The sequence below is a fragment of the Streptomyces sp. DH10 genome, assembly GCF_029813805.1.
In the GTDB taxonomy this organism is placed as follows: domain Bacteria; phylum Actinomycetota; class Actinomycetes; order Streptomycetales; family Streptomycetaceae; genus Streptomyces; species Streptomyces coeruleofuscus.
Genome location: NZ_JARVKU010000002.1, coordinates 189,459 through 213,424, shown reverse-complemented (window position 1 = coordinate 213,424; position 23,966 = coordinate 189,459). Strand labels below are relative to the sequence as shown.

The window sequence follows — 23,966 nt, the reverse complement described above, 5'->3', positions numbered from 1 at the left end:
CTCCGGCCGGGGAGACCCCCAGAGCACGCACCGGACGCCGCGAGGCCCGCCCCCCGGGCGGACGCCGGGACTTTACGGACACGCCCTCGGCCGCCGCTCCGGCTGCCGACCGCGCCGCTTCCGGTCGCCGGCTGAGCCGCCTTCGGTTGCCAGCCGCGCCGCCTTCGGTTGTTAGGGCCTGTCGTTTGGATCAGGTCGCAGACGCGGGGCCTGGCACGCGCATCTGCGGCGTTGTCGTCAGTCGCCAACGCTCCGCGTTGACTCCCTCCTCCGCCTTGCAGCCGCACGCACCAGGCCCCGCTCACCGGCGCTGACCGGATGCCGTCGATTCCCCGCGACCTGATCCAAACGACAGGCCCTAGCGGCGCCGCCTCAGCCCGCGCAGACCGAGCAGGGCGGCGCAGGCCACGGCCACGGCGATGGCGCCGGTCTTGAGGTTGCCGTCGAGCCCCTCGCCGCTGTCGCCTTCGCCCCCCGCGGCCGGACTCCCGCTGCCGGAGGAGGAGCCGCCACCGGGCGCGTCCTGTCCCTCCACCGAGCTGTCGGCCCCCTCGGCCCCGTACATGAGCCTCGTCCCGTCGGCGGTGTACGTGACGGACTCGCCCTGCCCGAGGAACGGCACGCCGAGCCGCTCCTTCCGCTTGATCTTCCCGCCGTTCCAGTCGTACGCGATCGCGCCGAAGTAGCTGCGGACGACGAGGCGTTCGCCGTCCGGGGAGAGCGTGGCGTCGGTGGCCTCCAGGTCGGGCACGGCCGCGACGGGCCGGAAGACGTTCGTGCCCGAGGCGGAGAGCTCGGCGGGCCCCTCGTACAGGTGCCCGCCCTGCTCGTTCTTGTCGACGATGTAGACGCGGCCGGTCTTGGGATGCACGACGAGGGACTCGGCGTCGCGGGCCCCGTCGGAGTACTTCACGACGTACTGGGTGGCCCGGACCGTCTGGTCCTTCAGCGTCTTCGGCTCGGGCAGCTCGTAGATCCACACATGGGGCCAGCTGCCGCCGAGGTTGTCGCCGATGTCGCCGACGTAGATCCGGTTGTCCGGGCCTACGGAGATGGCCTCGACGTCCCGGGGCGTGCCGACGCCGGTGAGCGTGAGGCGGGCGACGGTCTCGCCCGTCCCGCTGTCGACGGCGTAGATGTAGGGGCCGTCGTCGCTGTCGTTGTGCGTCCAGTAGATGCCCGGGTGGAGGCGGGAGGCGGCCAGACCGCTGGACTCGGTGATGCGTGGATCCTTGATCGTGAAGTCCTCGTCGCCGTCGGCGGCGGAGGCGGGCACGGCGAGGGCGCCCACGAGGAGGGCCGCGGCGAGTGTGACGAACGGTCGGCGCATGCCCTTAAGCCTGCCATCCCGGGTGTGCGTGGTCGGTCCGCCGCAGAACCGGGCGTGATCCGTCAGCCACCTCGGCGGGCGTTGAGCCGGGCTGCCTGGCGCGTCAGGTGACCGCGCTCGGCGAGGTTGGGTGCCTTCTGGGCCGCCTCGGCGTACAGCCGTGCCGCGGTGGCCAGATCGCCGTCGCGCTCGTGGAGATACGCCGCCACCGCGGTGTGGCGGGGCAGCGCGTCGTCCAGCGCCGCGAGCGCCGCCAGGCCGGCGCGCGGTCCGTCGGCCTCCCCGACGGCGACCGCGCGGTTGAGCCGGACGACCGGGCTGTCGGTCAGGCGCGTGAGCTCGTCGTACCACTCGACGATCTGCACCCAGTCGGTCTCCTCGGCGGTGGGTGCGTCGGCGTGGAGGGCCGCGATGGCGGCCTGGGCCTGGAACTCCCCCAGCCGGTCGCGGGCGAGGGCCGCCTGGAGGATCCCGACGCCCTCGGCGATCAACGCGGTGTCCCACCGGCCGCGGTCCTGCTCGGCGAGCGGCACCAGGCTGCCGTTGGGCGCGGTACGGGCGGACCGCCGGGCGTGGTGGAGCAGCATGAGGGCGAGCAGCCCCGCCACCTCGGGATGGTCGATCGCGGCCGCGAGCTGCCGGGTGAGCCGGATGGCCTCGGCGGCGAGGTCGACGTCGCCGGAGTAGCCCTCGTTGAACACCAGGTAGAGGACGCGCAGCACGGTGGCGACATCGCCGGGCTGGTCGAACCGCACGTCGGAGACGGTGCGCTTGGCCCGGCTGATGCGCTGCGCCATGGTCGCCTCGGGCACCAGGTAGGCCTGGGCGATCTGGCGGGTGGTCAGCCCGCCGACGGCGCGCAGCGTGAGCGCGACGGCGGACGACGGCGTCAGCGACGGGTGGGCGCACAGGAAGTAGAGCTGGAGCGTGTCGTCCGCCTCGGGCGCGGGCCCGGGCGCCGGCTCCTCGTCGACGCGGTCCTCACGCCGGCGGCGGGCGGCGTCGGCGCGCGTCGCGTCGAGGAACTTGCGCCAGGCCGCGGTGACCAGCCAGCCCTTGGCATCCCGCGGAGGGTCGGCGGGCCAGACCCGGAGCGCCTCGACGAGCGCGTCCTGCACGGCGTCCTCGGCCGCCGCGAAGTCGGCTCCGCGGCGGACGAGGACGGCGAGCACGCTCGGCGTGAGGCTCCGGAGCAGGGCCTCGTTCATCAGAGTCGTCACTCGGTGATGGTGGGGGTCACGCCGTAGAACGGGCGCAGTTCCAGCCACTCGTGGATCGGCTTGCCGCCCGCGCCGGGGGCGGCCGACAGCTCCCCGGCCAGCTCGACGGCGCGCTCGTAGCTGTCGACGTCGATGATCATCCAGCCGGCGATGAGGTCCTTGGTCTCCGCGAACGGGCCGTCGGTGACCGGCGGGCGCCCCTCACCGTCGTAGCGGACCCATGCTCCCTCGGGGGCCAGGGCCTGACCGTCGACGAACTCGCCGGTCTTCTCCAGCCGGGCCGCGAAGTCGTTCATGTACTGCATGTGCGCCGAGATCTCCTCCGGGCTCCACTGGTCCATCGGCACGTTGTTGACCGGAGCCGGGGCGCCGCGGTAGTGCTTCAGCAGCAGGTACTTGGCCATGGTGTTCTCCTCGGAGCTGGTGCGACCCATTCTGGTCGCCTTCACCCCGGGGACGGAGCCGGACGCGGGTTCTCGACATCACCGGCCGATTTTTTTCGGGATCCGCGCGTGGTCCGACTCACACCCCGTCAGGCGGCTGGATCATTCATGATGAGCGGATGCTCAGGTTCATGCCCGTCGGTGACTCCATGACGATCGGGAGCGCGGGCGATCACACGTGGCGCTACCGGATGTGGCAGCACCTGTGCCGGTCCTACGGCGGCCCCTTCACCCTCGTCGGCCCGCGAGAGACGCTCCACGACAAGCTCGCCGACGCCCCGACGTCGTACGCGTACGCCGACCCTGACTTTCCCCGTGCCCACCTGGCCGGCTGGGGTGAGGGCTGGCTGCACATGGCGCCGCTGATCGGCGAGGCGGTGCGCTCGTGCCGCGCGGACGTGCTCCTGGTCTCCCTCGGCCTCATCGACCTGGGCTTCTACACCAACGCCGGGCAGACCGCCGAGAACGTCCGGGCCTTCGTGGCCGAGGCCCGCGCGGCGAACCGGCGGGTGCGGATGGTGTGGCTGCCGGTGACCCCGAACGTGCGCGCCGAGTCCGACCCGGCCTTCGCCGCAGAGGTCGCCCGCTTCAACGAACTGCTGGCGAAGACGGCCGCGGACCTCGACGAGCCCGGCTCGCCCGTCCTCCTGGCCTCGACCCCGCCCTCCTACGACATCCACGCCGACACCTACGACGGCACCCACCCCAACGCGAGCGGCGAGCACAAGATCGCGGCGGCCTTCGCGGAGGCGATGTACCAGGCGTGGGACCTGGGCGAGCCCTACGAGCAGTAGCTCTCGGTGATCATCCGGGTCAGGAACTCCGCACAGGGCCCGGGCGCCAGATCGTCCCAGTGCTCCTGCTCCTGCCCCAGGTAGACGGCCCGGGCGCGGGCGAGGACGGGCCGGTGCCCGGCGGGGAGCCGGTCGAGCGCCCACTCGGCCGCCGCGTCCTTCGAGCGGATGGTCCCGGTGGTGAGGGTGGTCCAGATCCGGGCGAGGGTGAGCAGCACGTTGCGGGTGTCGGAGTCCAGCTCGGCCATCAGCTCCGGCACGCCGGCGACGATGGCGCGCCTGAGGTCGTCGTGCGGGACGGGGGCGAGGAGCTCGGCGGGCGGCGGCCCGTGGAGCGGGGTGTCGGCGCGCAGGACCATCGTGAGGAGAGGCGCGAGATCGGGGCTGGGCTCGGGGCCCGGGGTCACTCCGCGCTCGTAGTCGTCCCGCAGCCAGTCGCCGTAGAGGAAGTCGCAGGTCGGCGGGTAGCGCCAGGGCCGTACGTCGTCCTGTACGACGACGATCAGCTCGATGTGCCGCCGCCCGTCCACGCCGGACACCGTGAGCAACTCCTCCACCAGGGCCCGGCGTTGGGCGTGCGTCGTGCGGTCCCGTACGACGGCCAGGACGTCGATGTCGCTGTGCGGGCGGAGGCCGCCGAGGGTGGCGGAGCCGTGCAGGTAGATGCCGAGGACGGAGTCGCCGAGGGTGGTGCGGAGGAGCTGGACGAGGTGATCGGTGGCGGGGTGCTCTGGCATATGCGCTCTTTCTCGTGTCCTGGTCACCGCGCGTATCGTTGTACTGCGCGGCTGCCCCACCCCGGCCCCCTCGAGGTCGACACGTGCTTGCTTGGAGCGCACTTCAACACGTTGGCTTGGGCGGCATGAAGTACACGCAGCTCGGACGCACGGGACTCAAGGTCAGCCGACTCGTCCTCGGCACCATGAACTTCGGACCGCAGACCGACGAGGCCGACAGCCACGCCATCATGGACGCGGCGCTGGACGCGGGCATCAACTTCTTCGACACCGCCAACGTCTACGGCTGGGGCGAGAACAAGGGCCGCACCGAAAGCATCATCGGCAACTGGTTCGCCAAGGGCGAGGGGCGGCGCGACAAGGTCATCCTCGCCACCAAGGTCTACGGCAACATGGGCGCCGACGGCCCGGCCTGGCCCAACCACGACAAGCTCTCCGCCCTCAACATCCGGCGGGCCGTGGACGCCAGCCTCAAGCGGCTCCAGACGGACCACATCGACGTCTACCAGTTCCACCACATCGACCGGGACACGCCTTTCGAGGAGATCTGGCAGGCGATCGACGTCCTGGTCCAGCAGGGCAAGATCCTCTACGTCGGGTCGTCGAACTTCCCCGGCTACAAGATCGCCCAGGCCAACGAGATCGCCGCCCGGCGGGGCGGGACCATAGGGCTGGTCAGCGAGCAGTGCCTGTACAACCTCGCCGAGCGGCGTGCCGAGATGGAGGTCATCCCGGCCGCTCAGGACTACGGGCTCGGCGTGATCCCCTGGTCGCCGCTGCACGGTGGTCTGCTGGGCGGTGTGCTCAAGAAGGAGGCCCAGGGCGGTCGCCGCACCTCCGGCCGCGCGGCCGACGCGCTCGCCGACCCCGCCACCCGTGCGCAGATCCAGTCCTACGAGGACCTGCTCGACAAGCACGGCATCGAGCCCGGCGAGGCCGCTCTGGCCTGGCTGCTCACCCGCCCCGGCGTGACCGGCCCGATCGTCGGCCCGCGCACGGCCGAGCAGCTCGCCTCCGCGGTCCGCGCGGCCGAGCTGGAACTGTCCGAGGAGCTCCTGGCCGGCCTGGACGAGATCTTCCCGGGCCCGGGCCCGTCACCGGAGGCCTTCGCCTGGTAGCGGCCCCGTCAGGGGCGCGGGGAACTGCGCGACAAGCCGCCACCGGCCCGGAGCCGAAAAGCAGCCGTCCGCAGTTCCCCCGCCGCCCTTACCTCCCGAGCACGGAAGCCAGGGCGACGACGAGAAACATCAGCACGAGCACACCGGCCATGATCCGGTTGCGGGTTTTCGGGTCCACGCCACCGAGCCTAACCGGCGCCCCCGAGCGGCCAGCGCCCGACCGCCTCGTACCGGGGCTGCTCTCCCGGGACCCCCGACGTCGGCAGATTGCTCCGCACCAGGCAGAGCTCCCGTACGGTCCAGGTCCGGCCCGTGAATCCCGCGAGCACGTCCAGGAACGCCCGCACGTCCCCCGCCTCCCGCTTCCGCGCCACGGTCAGATGGGCCTTGTACCGCCGGTGCTCCCCCATCGGCACCCCGGCCTTGCGCGCGGCCGCCTCGGCCCGCTCGGCCAGCAGCCGGAGGGCCGCCAGGTCCCCGTCGGCCCCGGCCCACAGCGCCTTCCCGTGCCCGAACTGCCCGCCACCCCGCACGGCCAGCGAGAACGGCTCGGTCCGGCGCGCGGCCCGCTCCAGCCGCTCCGCCAGCTCGGGGACCAGACCGTCGTCGACCTCACCGTAGAAGGCGAGTGTGAAGTGCCAGCCCGGACGGCCGGTCCAGCGCATGCCGTCGGCGCCGGGCAGCGCGCGCAACTCGTCGACCACACCGCCGAGTTCACGACACACCTCGTCAGGGGGCAGCACGGCCGCGAAGAGTCTCATGGGTCCAGCCTGGCACCATGAGGCCATGCGGATCACCATCCGGGACGGCGGGCCCGACGACATTCCCGCGATACTCGGCATGCTCGACAACTGTGTGGAGTGGCTGGTCTCCCAGGGGCGCACGGGGCAGTGGGGGACGCGGCCCCTGTCGCAGAGCCCGAAGACGGTGGAGTCGGTCGGCCGGTACATGGCGGAGGGCAGCGTGTTCATGGCCGACGCCGACGGCGTCCCGGCCGGCACCCTCACCCTCACCGACTCGGCGGGCGCCTCCCTGTCCCACCTCCCGCAGCCCGGCGAACCCGAGCGCTACATCCACTGGCTGGCCTCCGACCGCCGCTTCAAGGGGCACGGCGTGGGCAGCGCCCTGCTCGCGCACGCCGCCGAGGAGACCCGCCGCGCCGGGATCTCCCTGCTCCGCGTCGACTGCTACGCCGGGGACGACGGCAAGCTCGTCCGCTACTACGAGTCCAACGGCTTCACCCGGACCGAGGCCTTCACGGTCGGCGAGAGCAAGTGGCCGGGGCAGTTGCTGGCTCGCAGGGTGTAGGCCCGCCCCGCGGACCCGGGGCGTGTCCTGGTCACCGTGCGTATCGTTGTACTGCGCGGCCGGATCCATCCACGGGTGCGGCCGGGGAGGAGCGCCACGATGACCGTCCTTGACGACAGGATCGAGATGGCCGACAGCAGCGGTGAACTCACGCTCGACACGATGTTCGAGTGGGTGGAGACGATGCCGGTCCCCGAGGGCTACAAGGTCGAGATCGTCGGGGGGAACATCTTCATGGCGCCTCAGCGGGACACCCACTGGGACATCATCCTGGACATCGTCGAGCAACTGCGCACCAAGTATCCGCGCAAGCGCGTGAAGTCCGATGTCCGCGTGGACTACCCGGGCCACCTCAACGGCTTCGCCTCCGATCTGACCGTGATGGCGGAGGGCGCGGCGAAGAACGACAAGGGCCTTTGGCGCTACCAGGACGTCGAGTTCGTCGCCGAGGTGATCTCCAGGAAGACCGCGGCGAACGACTACGGCCCCAAGAAGGACGCCTATGCCTCGGCCGGTGTGCCGGTGTACCTGATCGTGGATCCGTACACCGGCCGCTGGCATCTGCACACCAAGCCCAAGGACGGCGAATATCGGGGCGAGCTGAGTCTGGACTTCGGGGACGAGATCGACCTGACAGGCACCGTGGTCGGGCTCGTCCTCGAAACCGGCGAGTTCCCCCGCGACTGACGCCGCCCTACGCCGCCGGGGCCAGCTCCTCCTGATGCTCCCGGGGCACGAATCGCACCCTCGGGTGCCCCCGGTGCCAGCCCACCGAAAGCCGCAGGTTGCCGACGCGGGCCAGGATCAGGCCGATCACGGCCGCGGCGACGGCCGCGACGGCACCGCCGGCCGCGAGGCCGACGCGGGCGCCGTACGTGTCGGTGATCCAGCCCACGATCGGCGCGCCGACCGGGGAGCCGCCGAGGAAGACCATCATGTAGAGGGCCATGACACGGCCGCGCATGGCCGGGTCCGTGGACATCTGGATGCTGGTGTTCGTCGTGACGTTGACCGTCATGCCGAACAGGCCCAGCGGAACCATGAGCAGGGCGAACATCCACAGCGTCGGTGTCGTGGCCGCCACGATCTCCAGCGCGCCGAAGACCAGCGCCGCCGCGATCAGCAGCCGCAGCCGGGCCGTGCCGCGCCGGGCGGCGAGCAGGGCGCCCGCGACCGAGCCGACCGCCATCAGCGTGTTGAACATGCTGTAGGCGCCCGCGCCCGCGTGGAACACGTCGTCCGCGAAGGCCGAGAGGTAGACGGGGAAGTTGAAGGCGAAGGTGCCGACGAATCCGACCAGGACGATCGGCCAGATCAGCTCCGGGCGGCCGGTGACATAGCGCACGCCTTCGCGCAGCTGCCCCTTGCCGCGCGGGGCGCGCTCGACGACGTGCAGCTCGCGGGCGCGCATCAGCAGCAGGCCGGTGAGCGGCGCGATGAAGGACAGGCCGTTGAAGAGGAACGCGTAGCCGGTGCCGACACCGGTGATCAGTATGCCCGCGACGGCGGGGCCGACCAGGCGGGCGGACTGGAAGTTCGCCGAGTTCAGGCTGACCGCGTTCTGCAGCTGGCGCGGGCCGACCAGCTCGGAGACGAAGGACTGCCGGGCCGGGTTGTCCACCACCGTGGCGAGACCGACCGCGAAGGCGGCGACGTACACGTGCCACACCTGGACGTGGCCGGTGAGGACGGCGACGGCGAGGGCGAGGGCGGTGAGGGCCATCGCCGACTGTGTGACCAGCAGGGTGGGCCGCTTGCGCAGCCGGTCGACGAGGACACCGCCGTAGAGGCCGAAGAGCAGCATCGGCAGGAACTGGAGGGCCGTCGTTATGCCGACGGCCGCGGAGGAGCCGGTGAGGCTGAGGACCAGCCAGTCCTGGGCGATGCGCTGCATCCAGGTGCCGATGTTGGAGACGACCTGTCCCATGAAGAACAGGCGGTAGTTCCGCACCTTCAGGGACGAGAACATCGAGGACTTGCGCGGGCGGGTGTCGGAGGTGGGCGGGGAGTCGTGGGGATCAGGTGCGGGGACGGAAGCTGCTCCGGGTCCCGAACTCAAAGGGTTCGCCTCCTCTTTCCATTGCTCGTTCGCCTTCGGGGCGCTGGAGCCGGTGCCGAGGGGCCGACCGTGCTCGCCCCTTCGGGCCTCCGCGCGCTCGACCCCTCGGCACCGGCGCGCCCCTACGGCTCACTCGCGGCGACGTACGGCTTACAGATGCGCGAGTTTCTCCAGCACGGGGGCGGCGGCGCGCAGTTTCGCCCACTCGTCCTCGTCGAGGTTTTCCACCAATGTGGCCAGGAATGCGTTCCGCTTGCGGCGGCTCTCCTCGAGCATCGCCTCGGCCTGCTCGGTGCGCGTCACGACCTTCTGGCGCCGGTCCTCGGGGTGCGGCTCCAGACGGACCAGCCCCTTGGACTCCAGCAGCGCCACGATGCGGGTCATCGAGGGCGGCTGGACGTGCTCCTTGCGGGCGAGCTCGCCCGGGGTGGCCCTGCCGCACAGGGACAGGGTGCCGAGCACCGACATCTCGGTGGGGCTGAGCGACTCGTCGACCCGCTGGTGCTTGAGCCGACGGGAGAGCCGCATCACGGCGGAGCGGAGGGAGTTCACGGCGGCTACATCGTCGCCATGGCTGAGGTCCGGCATGTTCTTTAGCGTAACTCATTACTCTCGCTAAGGACTACCCGGACACGCATGAACTCCCGTGACCCTGGCCACTGAAGCGTGACATCACTCATATGGGTGATCCGTTGGCGGAACGTGACACACCGGACCGAAGAGTGCCGCGACCCTTCGGTCATGGGGACCAGCGTGTTCAGCCTGCGAATAGACCACGAGCTGCTTGAGCGGCTCCGGCACCATGCCGCGAAAAGGGGAATGAGCGTCCAGGACTATGTCGTCCGGACGCTCATTCGCGATGACTTCGACCAGCGGTTCCAGGCCGCCGTCGAGGAGACGGAGAGGTTCTACGGGTCACCCGACTCGGGCGACGAGGATCCGGATCAGGTCAGACCCAGCGCCGGCATCAGGTAGTAGAACGCGAACACCGCCGCCACCGCGTACATCGCCGTCGGCACCTCCCGGCCCCGTCCGGCCGCCAGGCGCAGCACCACGAAGGTGACGAAGCCCATGCCGATGCCGTTGGTGATCGAGTACGTGAACGGCATCATCACCATCGTCACGAAGGCCGGGATGGCGATCGTGTGGTCCGCCCAGTCGATCTCCTTGACCGAGCCGGCCAGGATCAGGAAGCCGACCGCGAGCAGGGCCGGGGTGGCCGCCTGGGACGGCACCATCGTGGCGACCGGCGTCAGGAAGAGGGCCGCGGCGAAGAGACCGCCGGTGACGACGTTCGCGAGGCCGGTACGAGCGCCCTCGCCGACACCGGCCGTGGACTCGACGAAGGCGGTGGTCGCCGAGGAGGAGCTGGCGCCGCCGGCGGCGACCGCGAGGCCGTCGACGAACAGCACCTTGTTGATGCCGGGCATCTGCCCCTGCGCGTCGGTCAGCTTCGCCTCGTCGGAGACGCCCATGATCGTGCCCATCGCGTCGAAGAAGCACGACAGCAGCACGGTGAAGACGAACAGCACACCGGTCAGCACGCCGACCTTCTCGAAGCCGCCGAACAGGCTGACCTGCCCGACCAGCCCGAAGTCGGGGGCGGCGACCGGGTTGCCGGGCCACTTCGGGGTGGTCAGACCCCAGCTCGGCACCTTGGCCACGGCCTCGATCACCACGGCCACGACGGTCATGGCCACGATCGAGATCAGGATCGCGCCGGAGACCTTGCGCACGATCAAGGCGAGCGTGAGCAGTACGCCCAGGACGAAGACCAGGACCGGCCAGCCGTCGAGGTGGCCGTCGCCGCCGAGCTGGAGCGGGACGGTGGTGCGGGCGGCGTCCGGGATACGGGAGACGAAGCCGGCGTCGACGAGCCCGATCAGCATGATGAACAGGCCGATACCGATGGAGATGGCCTTGCGCAGCCCGTAGGGGACGGCGTTCATCACGCGCTCGCGCAGCCCCGTGGCGACCAGCAGCATGACCACGAACCCGGCGAGGACCACCATGCCCATCGCGTCCGGCCAGGACATGCGCGGGGCGAGCTGGAGGGCGACGACGGAGTTCACGCCCAGGCCGGCGGCCAGCGCGATCGGCACGTTGCCGATGACGCCCATGAGGAGGGTGGTGAGCGCGGCCGTGAGGGCCGTCGCGGTGACCAGCTGTCCGTTGTCGAGCTGGTGACCGTACATGTCCTTGGCGCTGCCGAGGATGATCGGGTTCAGCACGATGATGTAGGCCATCGCGAAGAAGGTGGCGAGGCCGCCGCGGACCTCGCGGGACAGCGTGCTGCCCCGCTCGGAGATCCGGAAGAAGCGGTCGAGTGCGCCGTACGTGGGCCCGGCTCCCGGCTGTTCAGGGGCGGGGACCTTGGCGGGAGCCGAGGAGGACATGTGTTTGGTGTTTCCTACGAAGAGAAGTGGTCAGACACAAACCGTTTCAGTATGAACATATAAGGCCCCGATCGCACATCTGCGCGCGTAGACCTGATCGCCTCGTAAGCTGTCCCCATGGCGAAATGGACCCCCAGACACGAGGCGCCGGAGCCCCTGGAGGGCCCCGTGGTCGCCACCGTCACCGGCGGCACGATCCTTTGGTTCGTCCTCTTCCTGGTCCAGCTCCCCTTCTACGGCTGGTTCGACGACCGCGGCCAGACGTGGTGGGTGTGGACCTGCCTGGCCGGCGCCGGTCTGGGGCTGATCGGCATCTGGTACGTCCGCAGGCGCGATGCCGCGATCAAGCGGGCCGCGGCCCAGCAGGACGTGACGGCGACTCCTTCGGCCGAGTAGGCGCGTTCCCGCCCGGTTCCCGGCGAGACACACGTCCGTCCCCTCTCTACTCTCGGAGGGAGGCGGCGAAACGCCCGAAACCGTCGCGCGCGACCGCCGCCCCTCCGGTGAGGAGCGCAGCCATGACGACGCAGAACAGCGCGACCGAGGCCGACCGGGCCCTGAAGGCCAAGCACCGGGCGATGTGGGCGCAGGGCGACTACCCGTCCCTGGCCGCCGAGGTCATCCCCGGTCTAGGGGCGGTCCTGGTCGAGGCGTGCGGGGTGCGCTCCGGTCAGCGGGTGCTGGACGTGGCCGCGGGCACCGGCAACGCCGCGATCCCGGCGGCCCTGGCCGGCGCGGACGTGGTCGCCTCGGACCTGGCTCCGGAACTGTTCGAGGCCGGCCGGCAGGTGGCCGAGAAGCAGGGCGCCCACCTCAGCTGGCAGGAGGCCGACGCCGAGGCCCTGCCCTTCGGCGACGCCGAGTTCGACACCGTGCTGTCCTGCGTCGGGGTGATGTTCGCACCGCACCACCAGCAGGCCGCCGACGAACTCGTCCGGGTCTGCCGTCCCGGCGGCACCATCGGCCTGCTGAGCTGGACGCCGCAGGGCTTCATCGGCCGGATGTTCGCCACCATGAAGCCGTACGCGCCGCCGCCCCCGCCGGGTGCGCAGCCGCCCCCGCTGTGGGGGGACGAGGACCATGTGCGTGCCCTCCTCGGCGACCGGGTCACGGACGTGCGCGCCGAGCGCCGGACCGTCCGGGTCGACCGCTTCGAGACGCCCGAGGCGTTCCGCGACTACTTCAAGGAGCGCTACGGTCCCACGATCACCGTCTACAAGAACATCGCCGGCGACCCCGAGCGCACCGCAGCCCTGGACCGCGACCTGGCGGATCTCGCCCGCGACGGCGACCCGGGGACGGGCGGGGGCGGGACCGCCCTGGAGTGGGAGTACCTGCTGCTCACCGCGCGCCGGGCGGGCTGACCACCGCGCGTGGCAGCAGGGTCCGACGGTGGTCCGGTGGCGTACAACTGCCGTACGACCAGGGCACGACGCCCGTCCTTCCCAGGTCGGATCTTCCCCGCATTCGGCAGGTGAAGCGGCAAAACCGCACGTACCGTCGAATGCATGACGCATCTCGACGCGGGTGCCCGGCCCGACTCCGCACTGCCGGCGACGGTCACCTCACGCGAGACCGGCCTGACCACGGCGCAGGTCGCCGAGCGGGTGGAGCGCGGCCAGGTCAACGACGTGCCGGTGCGCAGCAGCCGCTCCACCGTCGACATCGTCCGCGCCAACGTCTTCACCCGCTTCAACGCGATCATCGGCGTGCTCTGGCTGATCATGCTGGTCGTCGCGCCGATCCAGGACAGCCTGTTCGGCTTCGTGATCCTCGCCAACACCGGGATCGGGATCGTCCAGGAGTGGCGGGCGAAGAAGACGCTGGACTCGCTCGCGCTGATCGGCGAGGTGCGTCCCACCGTCCGACGGGACGGGGCCTCCGGCGAGGTCAGCACCTCCGAGCTCGTCCTCGACGATCTGATCGAGATCGGGCCCGGCGACAAGGTCGTCGTCGACGGGGTGTGTGTCGAGGCCGACGGGCTGGAGATCGACGAGTCGCTGCTCACCGGCGAGGCGGACCCGGTCGTCAAGCGCCCTGGCGACCAGGTGATGTCGGGCAGCTTCGTGGTCGCGGGCGGCGGGGCCTTCCAGGCCACGAAGGTCGGACGGGAGGCGTATGCGGCGCAGCTCGCGGAGGAGGCGTCCCGGTTCACCCTCGTCCACTCCGAGCTGCGCTCGGGCATCTCCACGATCCTCAAGTACGTCACGTGGATGATGGTCCCGACCGCGATCGGCCTGATCATCAGCCAGCTGTTCGTGAAGGACAACGCCTTCAAGGACTCTGTCGCGCGGACGGTCGGCGGCATCGTCCCGATGGTCCCCGAGGGGCTGGTCCTGCTCACCTCGGTCGCCTTCGCCATCGGCGTCATCCGCCTCGGCCGCAAGCAGTGCCTGGTCCAGGAGCTGCCCGCGATCGAGGGGCTGGCCCGGGTCGACACGGTCTGCCTCGACAAGACCGGCACCCTCACCGAGGGCGGCATGGACGTCACCGGGCTGCGGCCCCTCCAGGGCGCCGACGACACGTACGTACGCCGGGTGCTCGGCGCGCTCGGCTCATCGGACCCCCGGCCGAACGCCTCCCTCAAGGCGATCATCGACGCCTACCCGGCCGCCGAGGACTGGCGCTGCACCCGGGCACTGCCGTTCTCCTCCGCCCGCAAGTACAGCGGCGCCGCGTTCTCCGAGGCCGACGGGGAGAGCAGCACCTGGCTGCTCGGGGCGCCTGACGTGCTGCTGTCCGAGGACGATCCGGCCCTCGCCGAGACCGAGCGGCTGAACGAGCGGGGCCTGCGGGTGCTGCTGCTCGCCCAGGTCGACCGGGACCTCGACGACCCGGAGGTGTCCGAGGGAGCGAAGCCCACCGCGCTGGTGGTCCTGGACCAGCGACTGCGGCCGGACGCGGCCGACACGCTGCGCTACTTCGCCGAGCAGAACGTGGCCGCCAAGGTCATCTCCGGCGACAACGCGGTGTCGGTCGGCGCGGTCGCGTCCAAGCTGGGGCTGTCAGGAACCACCGTGGACGCGCGCCGGCTGCCCGCCGAGCAGGAGGGGATGGCCGAGGCCCTCGACGACGGCACGGTGTTCGGGCGGGTCACCCCGCAGCAGAAGCGGAACATGGTGGGCGCGTTGCAGTCCCGCGGGCACACGGTCGCGATGACGGGTGACGGGGTGAACGACGTCCTCGCCCTGAAGGACGCCGACATCGGCGTCGCGATGGGCTCCGGCTCGGAGGCGACCCGGGCGGTCGCGCAGATCGTGCTGCTGAACAACAGCTTCGCGACGCTGCCGTCAGTGGTGGCGGAGGGCCGCCGGGTCATCGGCAACATCACGCGCGTCGCGACCCTGTTCCTCGTCAAGACGGTCTACTCGGTGCTGCTGGCGATCCTGGTGGTCTGCTCGCAGGTCGAGTACCCGTTCCTGCCGCGCCACCTGACCTTGCTCTCGACCCTGACGATCGGCGTCCCGGCCTTCTTCCTCGCGCTCGCGCCCAACAAGGAGCGCGCGAAGCCGAACTTCGTGCGGCGGGTGATGCGGTACGCGATCCCGGGCGGGGCGGTGGCCGCGGTGGCGACCTTCGCGACCTACCTGATCGCCCGGCGGCACTACACGGGCGCGGGCGCCCTGGACGCGGAGACCAGCGCCGCGACGCTCACGCTGTTCCTCATCTCGATGTGGGTCCTGGCGATCATCGCCCGCCCCTACACCTGGTGGCGTATCGCCCTGGTGGCGACGATGGCCGGGGCGTTCCTGCTGGTCCTCGTCGTGCCGTGGCTCCAGGACTTCTTCGCGCTGAAGCTGGTCGGCGTGACGATGCCGTGGCTGGCGGTCGGTATCGCGGCGGTGGCGGCGGCCACCCTGGAGCTGACGTGGAGGGTGGTGGACCGCCGCTTCCCGGCCTAAGCCTGTCCCAGGCTCTGGCCGCGGTTACCTGACGTCGACGTAGTCACCCGTGGCGTTGACCGCCGGGGTCGTCGTGGTGCCCGCGAAGCTGAAACGCCAGTAGCCGTCGTACGTCGCGGTGGCGGTGGTCTTCAGGTTGCCGTACTGGTCGGAGTACACCGTCTTGACCGTGGTGTACGTGCTGGTGCCCGCCTTGCGGAACTGGAGCTTGACCGGCTGGTTGGTGTAGCCGTGGTAGGCGTTGTCCTCCCAGTTGGCGCGGGAGAGCTTGCCGGTGGACGTGATGGTCTTGCCCTTGTAGACGGGCTCGGGGCCGGCGTTGACGGTCAGCTTGGAGTAGCGCTGCACCTTGGTGCTGCCCAGGCCGCCCTGCGTCTTCTCGTCGCCGTTGCTGGTGACGGCGAGGGCGCCGGCGCCCCAGGTGCCGGCGTCGGAGTTCCACAGATCGCCGTCGGCCGGGCGGATGTTGATGACGCCCTTGCAGCTGAGGACGGTCGACGAGGCGGCGGTGCAGGTGGCCGGGTCGTCGCTGATGAGGACGTTGTCCGCGGTGTCCATCGAGGAGCCGTGGTAGATCAGCGGGCCGGTGGCGAAGTTGTCGGAGCTGGTGTCGAGGTCCGCGGCGTGGGTCACGGTGTAGGTAACGGGGACGCTGACCAGGTTCGTGGTGCCGACGACGATGTTCTTGCCGCTGTTGACCTTCATGTCGGAGAAGGTGACGTCGAGGGTCGACGTGGTGGTGCTGCCCGACTCGGCGCCGGACGCGGCGGAGCCGAAGGCCGCCTTGCCGGACGGAGCGTCGGCGGCCTGGGCGGCCGGAACGACGAGGGCGGAAAGGGCCAGGGCGCCGGTGACGGCGGCCACGGTGGCTCGGATGTGCATGTGTTCCCCAGGTGGAGAAGTGATCTAGGAGTCTGTTGACTCACGCGATCAGATTCACGAGGCCGGGAACAGGTTGTACGACCCGGTCCAGGTTTTGCCATCTCATCCGCGATGTGTGACACACCCATGAGACATGCGGCACCGCCGGCCCCGGAACGGATCCCGTGGCCGGCGGTGCCGTCTGCGGGGACGGTGTTATCGCACGTCGACGAAGTCGCCCGTGGCGTTGACCGCCGGCGTGGTCGTCGTGCCCGCGAAGGAGTAGCGGAAGTAGCCGTCGGTGGAGGCCGTGACGGTGGCCTTCAGGTTGCCGTACTGGTCGGAGTACACCGTCTTGACCGTGGTGTACGTGCTGGTGCCCGCCTTGCGGAACTGGAGCTTGACCGGCTGGTTGGTGTAGCCCGCGTACTTGAGGGTCTCCCAGTTGGCACGGGACAGCTTGCCGGTGGCCGTGATGGTCTTGCCCTTGTACACGGGCTCCGGCGAGGCGTTGACTGTCAGCTGGGAGGCACGCTGGAACTTGAAGGACCCGGCTTTCTCCTGCCATACGAAGTCGCCGTCCTCGGCGTCGATCCAGGCTTCCACGTACCAGGTGCCGGCATTCGCGTTGCTCAGGTAGTCGACCTTCGGATCGACCAGCACCGAGGCCGTGCACGTGGAGGTGGTGGAGCTGACCGCCGTGCACGTCGGCTTGGAGGTCGTGAAGAAGCCGTAGTCGGGGCCGCTGAGCGTGAACCCGTCGGCGCCCGCGATGCCCGAGTCGTCCTGGGCCGTCACGCTGACCTTGATGGTCTTCGCGGCGGACGTCCCCACAGACACCTTGTTGTCGCCGTCGACGACGACCTTGGTGATCGTGGTGTCGCCGACCCCGCCATCCGCCTGCGCGGCGGGAACGGCCAGGGCGGAAAGGGCCAGGGCGCCGGCGACGGCGGCCACGGTGACTCGGATGCGCATGCGTTCTCCAGGTGGAGAGGGGCCCCGGCGCTCGTCGTCGGCTCCTGGGGCCCAGGTGATCGTGGAGTCTGTTGACTCACGTGATCAGATTCGCGAGCAAGGCGTTTGGTTGTACGACAGGTGAAAGATTTGTGCGGGAACTTTCACCGAATGCTCAAACGCCACCGCACGCTTCAGTCGAACCACCGATCCCGCGCCAGCTCCGCCGTCCGCGACGGGTCCTCCAGCAGTGCCGCCACCTCGAACCGCCGCGGCCACTGCCCGGCCGCCCAGGCCAGGCCCGCGGCGACGCCCTCCAGCGTGGCGGCGTGCAGGACGCCGTCGTCGGTGAGGCGCCAGTCGATCTCCACGCCGTCGACGACGAGTTCCTCGTGCTCGATGTAGGAGGAAGGGGTGCGGGGACCGAGCAGGACCTGGACCGGGTCCGGGACGTCGTGTTCGGTGCCCTCGGAGGTGACCCGCCCCGTGACCGACTCGCTCAGGCGCCGTACCTGGAAGAGTTCGGTCAGGTCGGCGGCCCGGGACGGGCGGACCGGGAGCAGCGGGACGCCTTCCGTGAAGGGCAGCAGGTCGGGTGAGTCGCACACCACGGCGTCGGCCGCGTCCACGACCTCCGTCCGGCCGTCGATGACGGCACGCAGCTCGTCCGGCAGGGTCACCTGCTCGGGGTCCAGTTCGGCCAGGGCCCCGTACAGCGCGTGCAGTTGGGCGTCCGTCACCTCGCGCTCCGGGTCTGCGAGCCGGTCGAGGAGTTCGGCGGCACCGCCGGGCTCGTCCAGCAGCGCGGCGACGGACGTCCGCACACCCAGCGCCCGCAGCACCTGCTCGTCCTCAAAGCCGGTCGCGTCGGCCTCCTCGTACAGGCCGCGCAGCAGCGGGTCGCCGCCGGCGGCCCGCAGTCCGGCCGGGCGGCGCCCGTCGAGCACCGGGTTCCCGCGCAGCCACCACGCCGTGTACGGCCGTACGACCTCGTGCGTGCCGTCCGGCAGCAGGACGCGCACGGGCTGCACGATCGCGTCCCGCAGGGGCGGCTGCGACAGCAGGGACAGGGCCTGGGCCCACTTGTCCTCGTCGACCAGGTCCAGGTCCCGTACGGCGACGATCTCGGTGGCGACCGGCGGCACCGGGCTGTCCGGGAAACGGTCGAGGACGTCCTCGGCCCACACGTCGACCGCGTCCAGCAGGCCCGCGTCGTCGGGTTCGGCGAAGTCACCCTCGCGCGGCTCCAGTTCGTCGGGGTCGAGGACGACGTCGGTGGCGCGGACGAGCGCGAAGTTCACCAGCACCCCGCAGGCCGCCAGCGGCTGCTCGCCCCACTTCGAGGCCAGCTCGGCGTCCACCGCGGCCAGTTCGCCCTCGCGCATGACCTGGGCGAACGGGCCGCCGGGAAAGACGAGTTCGCAGGCCGGGGCCGGTTCACCGTCCTCGTCGTGCAGGGCGAGCGCACCGAGCCAGGGCTCGTCACCGGGCTCCAGACCGGCGTCCCGCACCAACGCGAGCACGGTGTCCGCCAGTTCCTCCGCGTCGAGGGCGTCCTCCTCCCACAGCACGCCGCCCTCGTCGTCGAGCGACGCGGCGACGGCGGCCCTGACCTGCGGGGTGGTGAGCACGGCGCGCGGGGTCGCGGGCAGGGCGCCCAGCTTCTCCAGGATCGGGTGCGCGGCGTCCGGATGGGCCACCTTCAGACCGAGCCGGGCCAGGGTCTCCGGGTCGGTGCCGGTGGCGTCGGAGCTGGGCAGCAGGACCTGCCGGGGCCCGATCGTCGTGCGTCCGTCCGCGAGCGGCACCGGCAGGCCCGACAGCCGGTCCGGGTCGACCCCGGCCAGGCTGTCGTAGAGCCGCCGCCACCAGCCGGGCTCCTTCTCCAGCCCGGCCAGCCGGTCGATCGCGTCGGTCAGCGGCACCCGGGCGACGCCCAGGGTGCGCAGCTCCGTCCGGCGTTCCAACCCGGCGGGCAGCAGCGTGGGCAGCACCTCGGCGAGCACCCGCACCGTGTCCGCGCCCGCGCCCTCGACGACCTCGGCGTCCCGGGGTCGCAGCGACTCGGGCAACTCCTCGTCGTCCTGCCCGCGGGGCTCGACGGCGGGCGGCAGGAAGGAGGTGCGCGGCAGCCGCTCCACGATCGCCCGGCGCAGGGCGCCGTCCAGCTCGCCCTTGCCGAGCGGCCCGGGGACGAGGTCGATCAGCCCGGCCGTCACCGGCCGCCAGGCGCCGAGGAGTTCGGCGTAGGAGTCGGCCGCGCGCTCGATCAGGAAGTCGGTCAGCGGACCGGGGGCGGCGTGCCGGCGGGTGGAGTCCAGCGGGAACGAGGCGATGAGCAGGGCCGGGACGCCGAGCGGCTCGTCGCTGGGCGTGGGGGCGTGCACGACCGGGCTGGTGCGGGGCCGGACCGGGCTGCCGTCGGAGTCCACGGGCACGGCCCAGGTGACCGACCAGTGCGGGCGCAGCCGCTCCTCGACGGGCCGGCCGGTGAGCAGTTCGGGAGTGAGGGGGCCGTGGGCGGCGCGGGTGCGCCAGTAGGTGACGCCGTCGCCGGAGTCGTCGATGACGGTGAAGGGGCCGTCGGTGCGGCGGGAGATCGTCCGGGGGCTCTCGCCGTTGATCTCGACGACGACCTCTTCGAGACCGGCGAGGGTGAGCAGCAGCGCGTCGTCGACCGCCCGCAGCAGCCGTTCGGCGAGGTCGGCGGCGGCCGCGTCCCGCAGCGGCAGGATGACGGCGGTGTCGTACGGGTCGGGGGCGGTGCCCTCGGCGGCGAACGGCAACCGCAGCAGCGGTACGTGACCGTCGCGCCGCCGGACCTCGTCCCCGAGGCCGGGGCTGTGCCGGGCGGTGTCGGCGGCCAGTTCCCGCGCCTCGGCCAGCGACCACCGCACGCCGCCGTGCCGGCCGACGACGGCGGGCTCGTCGGTCACGGCGAGGACGGCGGCGAACCCGACGCCGAACCGCCCGACGGCCTGCTCGTGGGTCTCGCGCTTCGCCGACGCGCGCAGGGTGGACAGCGACTCGACCCCGGCTGCGTCCAGCGGTGCGCCGGTGTTGGCGGCGACGAGCACACCGTCACGGAGGGTGAGCCGCAGCCGCCCGGGCACACCGGCCCGGGCCGCCGCGTCGGCGGCGTTCTGCGCGAGTTCGACGACGAGCCGGTCCCGGTAGCCACCGAGGACCAGGTCCTCCTCGGCGTTGGCGTCCTCACGGAACCGGGCGGGGCTGGTGGCCCAGGCGTCGATGACGCCGCGCCGCAGGCGTGCCGTACCGAACGGGTCGGCGCCCTCGGCTGCGGGCCGCACGAACTTGCTGCTCACGTTCCTTCTCCTCATCGACGAGAGGACGAAGGTACCGCCTGCGGAGCGGGGGTGCGCGCGCCGTCCGGCTCCGGTCGGCTCTCGGACGCGAACGTCACGAAATCCACCCATGCGGCGGGAGCGACGGCGAGCCGGGGGCCCTCGGTGTGCTTGGAGTACGCCTCGTGCCCGCTCACGAAATACCGGCTCCAGCCGCTGCTCCTGGTCGTCTGCCAGGACCGCGCCACCGCCGAATGGGCCGCGCGCCCGGTCCGCTTCGGCCCTCGCCAGTGGTCCCTGCTCACCCTGCGCCCGCTGGTCGCGGGACCGCACAACATGCCGGTGCTCACCGACCCGGCCGAGGTCCGCAAGGACCTCGCGCTCGCCACGCTGTCCGCCATCACCCACGTCAGGCATCCGGACATCGGGGCCATACTCAAAGCAGTGACAACCGTCCTGCGGGACACACCGCACCCCATCGCCGACCCGATCGTCGAACTCATCGCACAAGGCCTGGGCAAGCACCCGGCCGCGGAACTGTGGAGGAACCTGGTGGCCGTGGACCTCTCCTTCTACAAGTCGCACATCTCGGAAGAAATCCGCGACGAAGGCCGGGAAGAAGGCCGGGAAGAAGGCCGAGCCGAGGGTGAGGCCCGGCGGGCCGCCGAAGACGTCCTGGAGGTCCTGGATGTCCGTGGCATCGACGTCCCCGAAGCTGTCCGCGAGCGCATCGTCAGCTGCGATGACCCCGGGACTCTGCGCCGCTGGCACCGACGCGCCGTGATCGCCCCCTCTGCCGAGCAGATCTTCTCGGACGAGCAGGACGAGTAGGCGACGGCGGCTGCTGCCGCTGCTACGAGTGGCCCAGTTCCTCCGTGTCCTCGTCCGCCGTCACCGGGACCGAGCCCGAGTCCGACGCCGGGCGCAGCGGGAACGGGTCCACGCGGGTCTCGTCGATGACCGGCGGCGCCGGCTGGGGCGGCTTGGGCATGACCGCGGCCTCGGAGTGGCCGCCGCAGCCGTAGGCCAGGGAGACGACGCGGCCGTCGGCCGGGGAGAACTCGTTGGCGCAGACGCCGAAGGCCTGGCCCAGGGAGCCGCCGATGCGGAGCAGGAAGCCGCAGCTCACGCAGGGGGCGGGGGCCGCCTGTGCCATCGGGGTCTTGGGGCCGAAGGCCTCCTCCCAGCGGTCGGCGGCGATGTGCAGGCCGTAGCGGGACAGCACCCGGGCACGGCGCACGCCGAGTTCCTCGGCCACCGCCGCGATCGAACCGCGGGCGGGGACGGCCAGGGGCCCAGCCGTGACCTCCGCGTCCTCGGCCTCCGCCAGGGCGGCCATGTCCTCGGAGACGACGGAGTTCGGCGGCGGCTCGTCCTCGCCGGTCCAGCCGGGCTCCAGGCGCAGGTCCTCGGCGTCCGTGGGCAGCAGGTCGCCCGGCCCCATGTCGCCGGGCCGCAGCCGCTCGCTCCACGGCACCCACTCGGGCGCGAGCACCGCGTCCGGGCCGGGCAGCAGCACCGCCTCGTCCACCGTGACGATCTTCGCCCGGGACGCCCGGGCCACCGTCACGGCCCAGCGCCAGCCCCGGTACCCGAGCTCCTTGCACTCGAAGAAGTGCGTGACGACGCGGTCCCCTTCGGAGACCAGCTCCACGTGCTCGCCAACGATTCCTGGTGCCGCGGCCTCCTCGGCTGCGGCGCGGGCGAGGTCGACGGCCTCGGCGCACAGACGGTCAGGGGTGCGGCTTCGCGTTGTCGCTGCGCTCACAGGTATCGCTTCTCTCCATACGCCGTCTCACGAGTGCGCCACTCCCAGCGCCAGGGGCGGACGGAGCGGACCAGGGGACCGCGTCGACGTCCTTCATCCATTTTGCGGGATGGCTGAGATACGCACGCTACCCTTCCGCCCCACTTCGCGTACACCGACGGTCCTGACCGACGGCTCCGACCACCGTGCCGACCGGGCGCCGGCAACCCGGACAGTCACCCCACAGGCCCTATACAAGCTGTAATGGCACTACCCACGGCCATCTCGGGGCACTATGACGACGTGGCAGCCGCGAGGACGCCCCAAGGCGACACCGGGACCGGTGGGTCGAAAGGGGTCAAGGGAAGCAGCCGACTGAGCGGACCGGGCCGTGTGCGCGGCTCCCTCCGCGCGGTCGGCCGTGCCCTGCACCTGCCCTTCACCGGCACCGCACGCGGCATCCGCAAGGCCACCCACGCGCACGGCGCCGGCGAGTCCGGCCTCGGCAAGCTGATCGAGCTGCACGGCGTGAACGGCGCCGGAGACGTGATGATCACCGTCGCCCTCGCGTCGACCGTGTTCTTCTCCGTGCCGACCGACGAGGCCCGCGGCCGGGTCGCGCTGTACCTCGCCATCACCATGGCGCCCTTCACCCTCCTCGCGCCGGTGATCGGCCCGCTCCTCGACCGCATCCCGCACGGCCGCCGGGCCGCGATGGCCGGGGCGATGCTGGCCCGGGCGCTGCTCGCGCTCATCCTGTCCGGCGCGGTCGTCAGCGGCAGCCTCCAGCTGTACCCGGCGGCGCTCGGTGTCCTCGTCGCGTCGAAGGCGTACGGGGTGGTCAGAAGCGCCGTCGTGCCCCGGCTGCTGCCGCCCGGCTTCTCCCTGGTGAAGGCCAACTCGCGCGTCACCCTCGGCGGGCTCCTGGCCACCGGCATCGCGGCGCCGATCGGCGCCGGACTCCAGCAGGTCGGGCCGCGCTGGCCCCTCTACGGTGCCTTCGTGATCTTCGTGGCAGGGACGTTTCTGTCGTTCACGCTGCCGCCGAAGGTCGACTCCGCCAAGGGCGAGGACACCGCCCTGCTGGCCGCGGACGAGGAGCACCTGCACGGGCCGCACCGCCGCCCCGTCAAGCGCCCCGGGCTGCGCACGGTCGGCCCGGCCGTCACTCATGCCCTGGCCGCTAACGCGTCCATCCGCTGCCTGACGGGCTTCCTGATCTTCTTCCTCGCCTTCCTGCTGCGCGAGCACCCGATCTCCGGCCAGAGCGCCGCCGTGTCCCTGGGGATTGTGGGCGTGTCGGCGGGCGTCGGCAACGCGCTCGGTACGGCCGTGGGGGCGTGGCTCCGGTCCCGGGCGCCGGAGATCATCATCGTGACGGTCGTGGCGTGCGTGCTGGGCGCGGCGATCACGGCCGCGCTGTTCTTCGGCGCGATCCTGGTGGCCGGCCTGGCCGCGATCGCCGGTTTCGCGCAGGCCCTGGCCAAGCTGTCGCTCGACGCGTTGATCCAGCGGGACGTGCCCGAACTGGTCCGCACGTCGGCCTTCGCCCGCTCCGAGACGCTGCTCCAGATGTCCTGGGTGCTGGGCGGGGCGGTCGGCATCGTGATGCCGCTCAACGGCACGCTCGGGCTGGCGGTGGGCGCCGCGATCGTCGGCACGGGCTGGCTGACGACCGTGCGGGGGCTGATCGGCTCGGCCCGGCGCGGCGGTGCGGCACGGCCGCGCGTGGCGTAGCGGTACGGGCACGCCGTACCCCGCGTGGGCGGTCCGACCCGCAGGCCCGATAGCC

General features: G+C 71.5%; 21 protein-coding genes and 1 pseudogene. 10 read left to right on the top strand and 12 right to left on the bottom strand.

All coding sequences use genetic code 11. The annotated features are described in order from the left end of the window. Positions 1 to 358: 358 nt before the first annotated feature. The 3 genes from QC385_RS04610 to QC385_RS04600 form a co-directional block, all read right to left on the bottom strand. The gene (locus QC385_RS04610; protein WP_279539963.1) at positions 359 to 1,330 is read right to left on the bottom strand and encodes a WD40 repeat domain-containing protein; all 972 of its coding nucleotides are present in this window, start codon (positions 1,328 to 1,330) and stop codon (positions 359 to 361) included. A gap of 62 nt (positions 1,331 to 1,392) precedes the next feature. Then, positions 1,393 to 2,538 carry an RNA polymerase sigma factor gene (locus QC385_RS04605; RefSeq protein ID WP_279540351.1) on the bottom strand — a complete coding sequence of 382 codons (1,146 nt, stop codon included), beginning with the start codon at positions 2,536 to 2,538 and terminating at the stop codon, positions 1,393 to 1,395. Positions 2,539 to 2,546: 8 nt separating this feature from the next. Continuing rightward, on the bottom strand, positions 2,547 to 2,954 hold the full coding sequence (locus QC385_RS04600; RefSeq protein WP_086844440.1) for a YciI family protein: 408 nt from the start codon (positions 2,952 to 2,954) through the stop codon (positions 2,547 to 2,549). A 158-nt stretch (positions 2,955 to 3,112) separates the two neighbouring features. Here QC385_RS04600 and QC385_RS04595 point away from each other — a divergent pair, with 158 nt between their 5' ends. Then, complete coding sequence (locus QC385_RS04595) at positions 3,113 to 3,787, top strand: SGNH/GDSL hydrolase family protein (RefSeq protein ID WP_279539962.1); 675 nt, start codon at positions 3,113 to 3,115, stop codon at positions 3,785 to 3,787. Here the strand turns inward: QC385_RS04595 and QC385_RS04590 are convergent. Continuing rightward, positions 3,775 to 4,524 (bottom strand): aminoglycoside adenylyltransferase family protein, encoded by a 750-nt coding sequence (locus QC385_RS04590; protein WP_279539961.1) that lies wholly within the window; start codon positions 4,522 to 4,524, stop codon positions 3,775 to 3,777. The genes QC385_RS04595 and QC385_RS04590 overlap by 13 nt on opposite strands. A 125-nt stretch (positions 4,525 to 4,649) precedes the next feature. Here QC385_RS04590 and QC385_RS04585 point away from each other — a divergent pair, with 125 nt between their 5' ends. Beyond that, positions 4,650 to 5,642: an aldo/keto reductase gene (locus QC385_RS04585; RefSeq protein ID WP_279539960.1), complete on the top strand. Its 993-nt coding sequence runs from the start codon at positions 4,650 to 4,652 to the stop codon at positions 5,640 to 5,642. Positions 5,643 to 5,830: 188 nt separating this feature from the next. Here the strand turns inward: QC385_RS04585 and thpR are convergent, their stop codons facing one another. Further along, the gene (gene thpR, locus QC385_RS04580; protein WP_279539959.1) at positions 5,831 to 6,403 is read right to left on the bottom strand and encodes an RNA 2',3'-cyclic phosphodiesterase; all 573 of its coding nucleotides are present in this window, start codon (positions 6,401 to 6,403) and stop codon (positions 5,831 to 5,833) included. A gap of 25 nt (positions 6,404 to 6,428) precedes the next feature. Here thpR and QC385_RS04575 point away from each other — a divergent pair, with 25 nt between their 5' ends. Next, positions 6,429 to 6,950, top strand: coding sequence for a GNAT family N-acetyltransferase (locus QC385_RS04575; RefSeq protein WP_279539958.1), 522 nt, complete (start codon positions 6,429 to 6,431; stop codon positions 6,948 to 6,950). Between the two features lie 99 nt (positions 6,951 to 7,049). Beyond that, a complete protein-coding gene (locus tag QC385_RS04570; RefSeq protein WP_279539957.1) occupies positions 7,050 to 7,637 on the top strand; it encodes a Uma2 family endonuclease in 588 nt (195 codons plus the stop codon). Between the two features lie 7 nt (positions 7,638 to 7,644). Here QC385_RS04570 and QC385_RS04565 read toward each other — a convergent pair whose 3' ends face one another. Both QC385_RS04565 and QC385_RS04560 read right to left on the bottom strand, forming a co-directional pair. Further along, positions 7,645 to 9,009 (bottom strand): MFS transporter, encoded by a 1,365-nt coding sequence (locus QC385_RS04565; protein ID WP_279539956.1) that lies wholly within the window; start codon positions 9,007 to 9,009, stop codon positions 7,645 to 7,647. A gap of 150 nt (positions 9,010 to 9,159) precedes the next feature. Continuing rightward, on the bottom strand, positions 9,160 to 9,597 hold the full coding sequence (locus tag QC385_RS04560) for a MarR family winged helix-turn-helix transcriptional regulator (RefSeq protein WP_020273509.1): 438 nt from the start codon (positions 9,595 to 9,597) through the stop codon (positions 9,160 to 9,162). Positions 9,598 to 9,750: 153 nt separating this feature from the next. On the opposite strand from QC385_RS04560, the pseudogene QC385_RS04555 reads away from it, so the two are divergent. Beyond that, positions 9,751 to 9,924 (top strand): annotated as a pseudogene (locus tag QC385_RS04555) (ribbon-helix-helix protein, CopG family); the annotation flags it as partial. Positions 9,925 to 9,953: 29 nt separating this feature from the next. Here QC385_RS04555 and QC385_RS04550 read toward each other — a convergent pair. Further along, positions 9,954 to 11,405, bottom strand: a complete 1,452-nt coding sequence (locus tag QC385_RS04550) for an NCS2 family permease (protein WP_279539955.1) — start codon at positions 11,403 to 11,405, stop codon at positions 9,954 to 9,956. A 117-nt stretch (positions 11,406 to 11,522) separates the two neighbouring features. Here QC385_RS04550 and QC385_RS04545 point away from each other — a divergent pair, with 117 nt between their 5' ends. The 3 genes from QC385_RS04545 (at position 11,523) to QC385_RS04535 (ending at position 15,307) form a co-directional block, all read left to right on the top strand. Beyond that, a complete protein-coding gene (locus tag QC385_RS04545) occupies positions 11,523 to 11,801 on the top strand; it encodes a DUF2530 domain-containing protein (RefSeq protein ID WP_279539954.1) in 279 nt (92 codons plus the stop codon). 122 nt (positions 11,802 to 11,923) lie between these two features. Beyond that, on the top strand, positions 11,924 to 12,769 hold the full coding sequence (locus tag QC385_RS04540; RefSeq protein ID WP_279539953.1) for a class I SAM-dependent methyltransferase: 846 nt from the start codon (positions 11,924 to 11,926) through the stop codon (positions 12,767 to 12,769). A 144-nt stretch (positions 12,770 to 12,913) separates the two neighbouring features. Next, the gene (locus QC385_RS04535) at positions 12,914 to 15,307 is read left to right on the top strand and encodes an HAD-IC family P-type ATPase (RefSeq protein WP_279539952.1); all 2,394 of its coding nucleotides are present in this window, start codon (positions 12,914 to 12,916) and stop codon (positions 15,305 to 15,307) included. Positions 15,308 to 15,331: 24 nt separating this feature from the next. Here QC385_RS04535 and QC385_RS04530 read toward each other — a convergent pair whose 3' ends face one another. From QC385_RS04530 to QC385_RS04520, 3 genes are all read right to left on the bottom strand, one after another. Continuing rightward, the gene (locus tag QC385_RS04530; RefSeq protein WP_279539951.1) at positions 15,332 to 16,189 is read right to left on the bottom strand and encodes a hypothetical protein; all 858 of its coding nucleotides are present in this window, start codon (positions 16,187 to 16,189) and stop codon (positions 15,332 to 15,334) included. A 195-nt stretch (positions 16,190 to 16,384) separates the two neighbouring features. Continuing rightward, positions 16,385 to 17,143, bottom strand: coding sequence for a calcium-binding protein (locus tag QC385_RS04525; RefSeq protein ID WP_279539950.1), 759 nt, complete (start codon positions 17,141 to 17,143; stop codon positions 16,385 to 16,387). Between the two features lie 173 nt (positions 17,144 to 17,316). Further along, positions 17,317 to 20,463: a sacsin N-terminal ATP-binding-like domain-containing protein gene (locus QC385_RS04520; RefSeq protein ID WP_279539949.1), complete on the bottom strand. Its 3,147-nt coding sequence runs from the start codon at positions 20,461 to 20,463 to the stop codon at positions 17,317 to 17,319. A 36-nt stretch (positions 20,464 to 20,499) separates the two neighbouring features. On the opposite strand from QC385_RS04520, the gene QC385_RS04515 reads away from it, so the two are divergent. Beyond that, positions 20,500 to 21,258, top strand: a complete 759-nt coding sequence (locus tag QC385_RS04515; RefSeq protein WP_443032837.1) for a hypothetical protein — start codon at positions 20,500 to 20,502, stop codon at positions 21,256 to 21,258. Between the two features lie 22 nt (positions 21,259 to 21,280). On the opposite strand, the gene QC385_RS04510 is transcribed toward QC385_RS04515, so the two are convergent. Beyond that, a complete protein-coding gene (locus QC385_RS04510) occupies positions 21,281 to 22,195 on the bottom strand; it encodes a DUF3027 domain-containing protein (protein ID WP_279539948.1) in 915 nt (304 codons plus the stop codon). Positions 22,196 to 22,477: 282 nt separating this feature from the next. Here QC385_RS04510 and QC385_RS04505 point away from each other — a divergent pair, with 282 nt between their 5' ends. Next, entirely contained in the window at positions 22,478 to 23,911 is a 1,434-nt protein-coding gene (locus QC385_RS04505) for an MFS transporter (RefSeq protein ID WP_279540350.1), read from the top strand. Positions 23,912 to 23,966 lie beyond the last annotated feature (55 nt).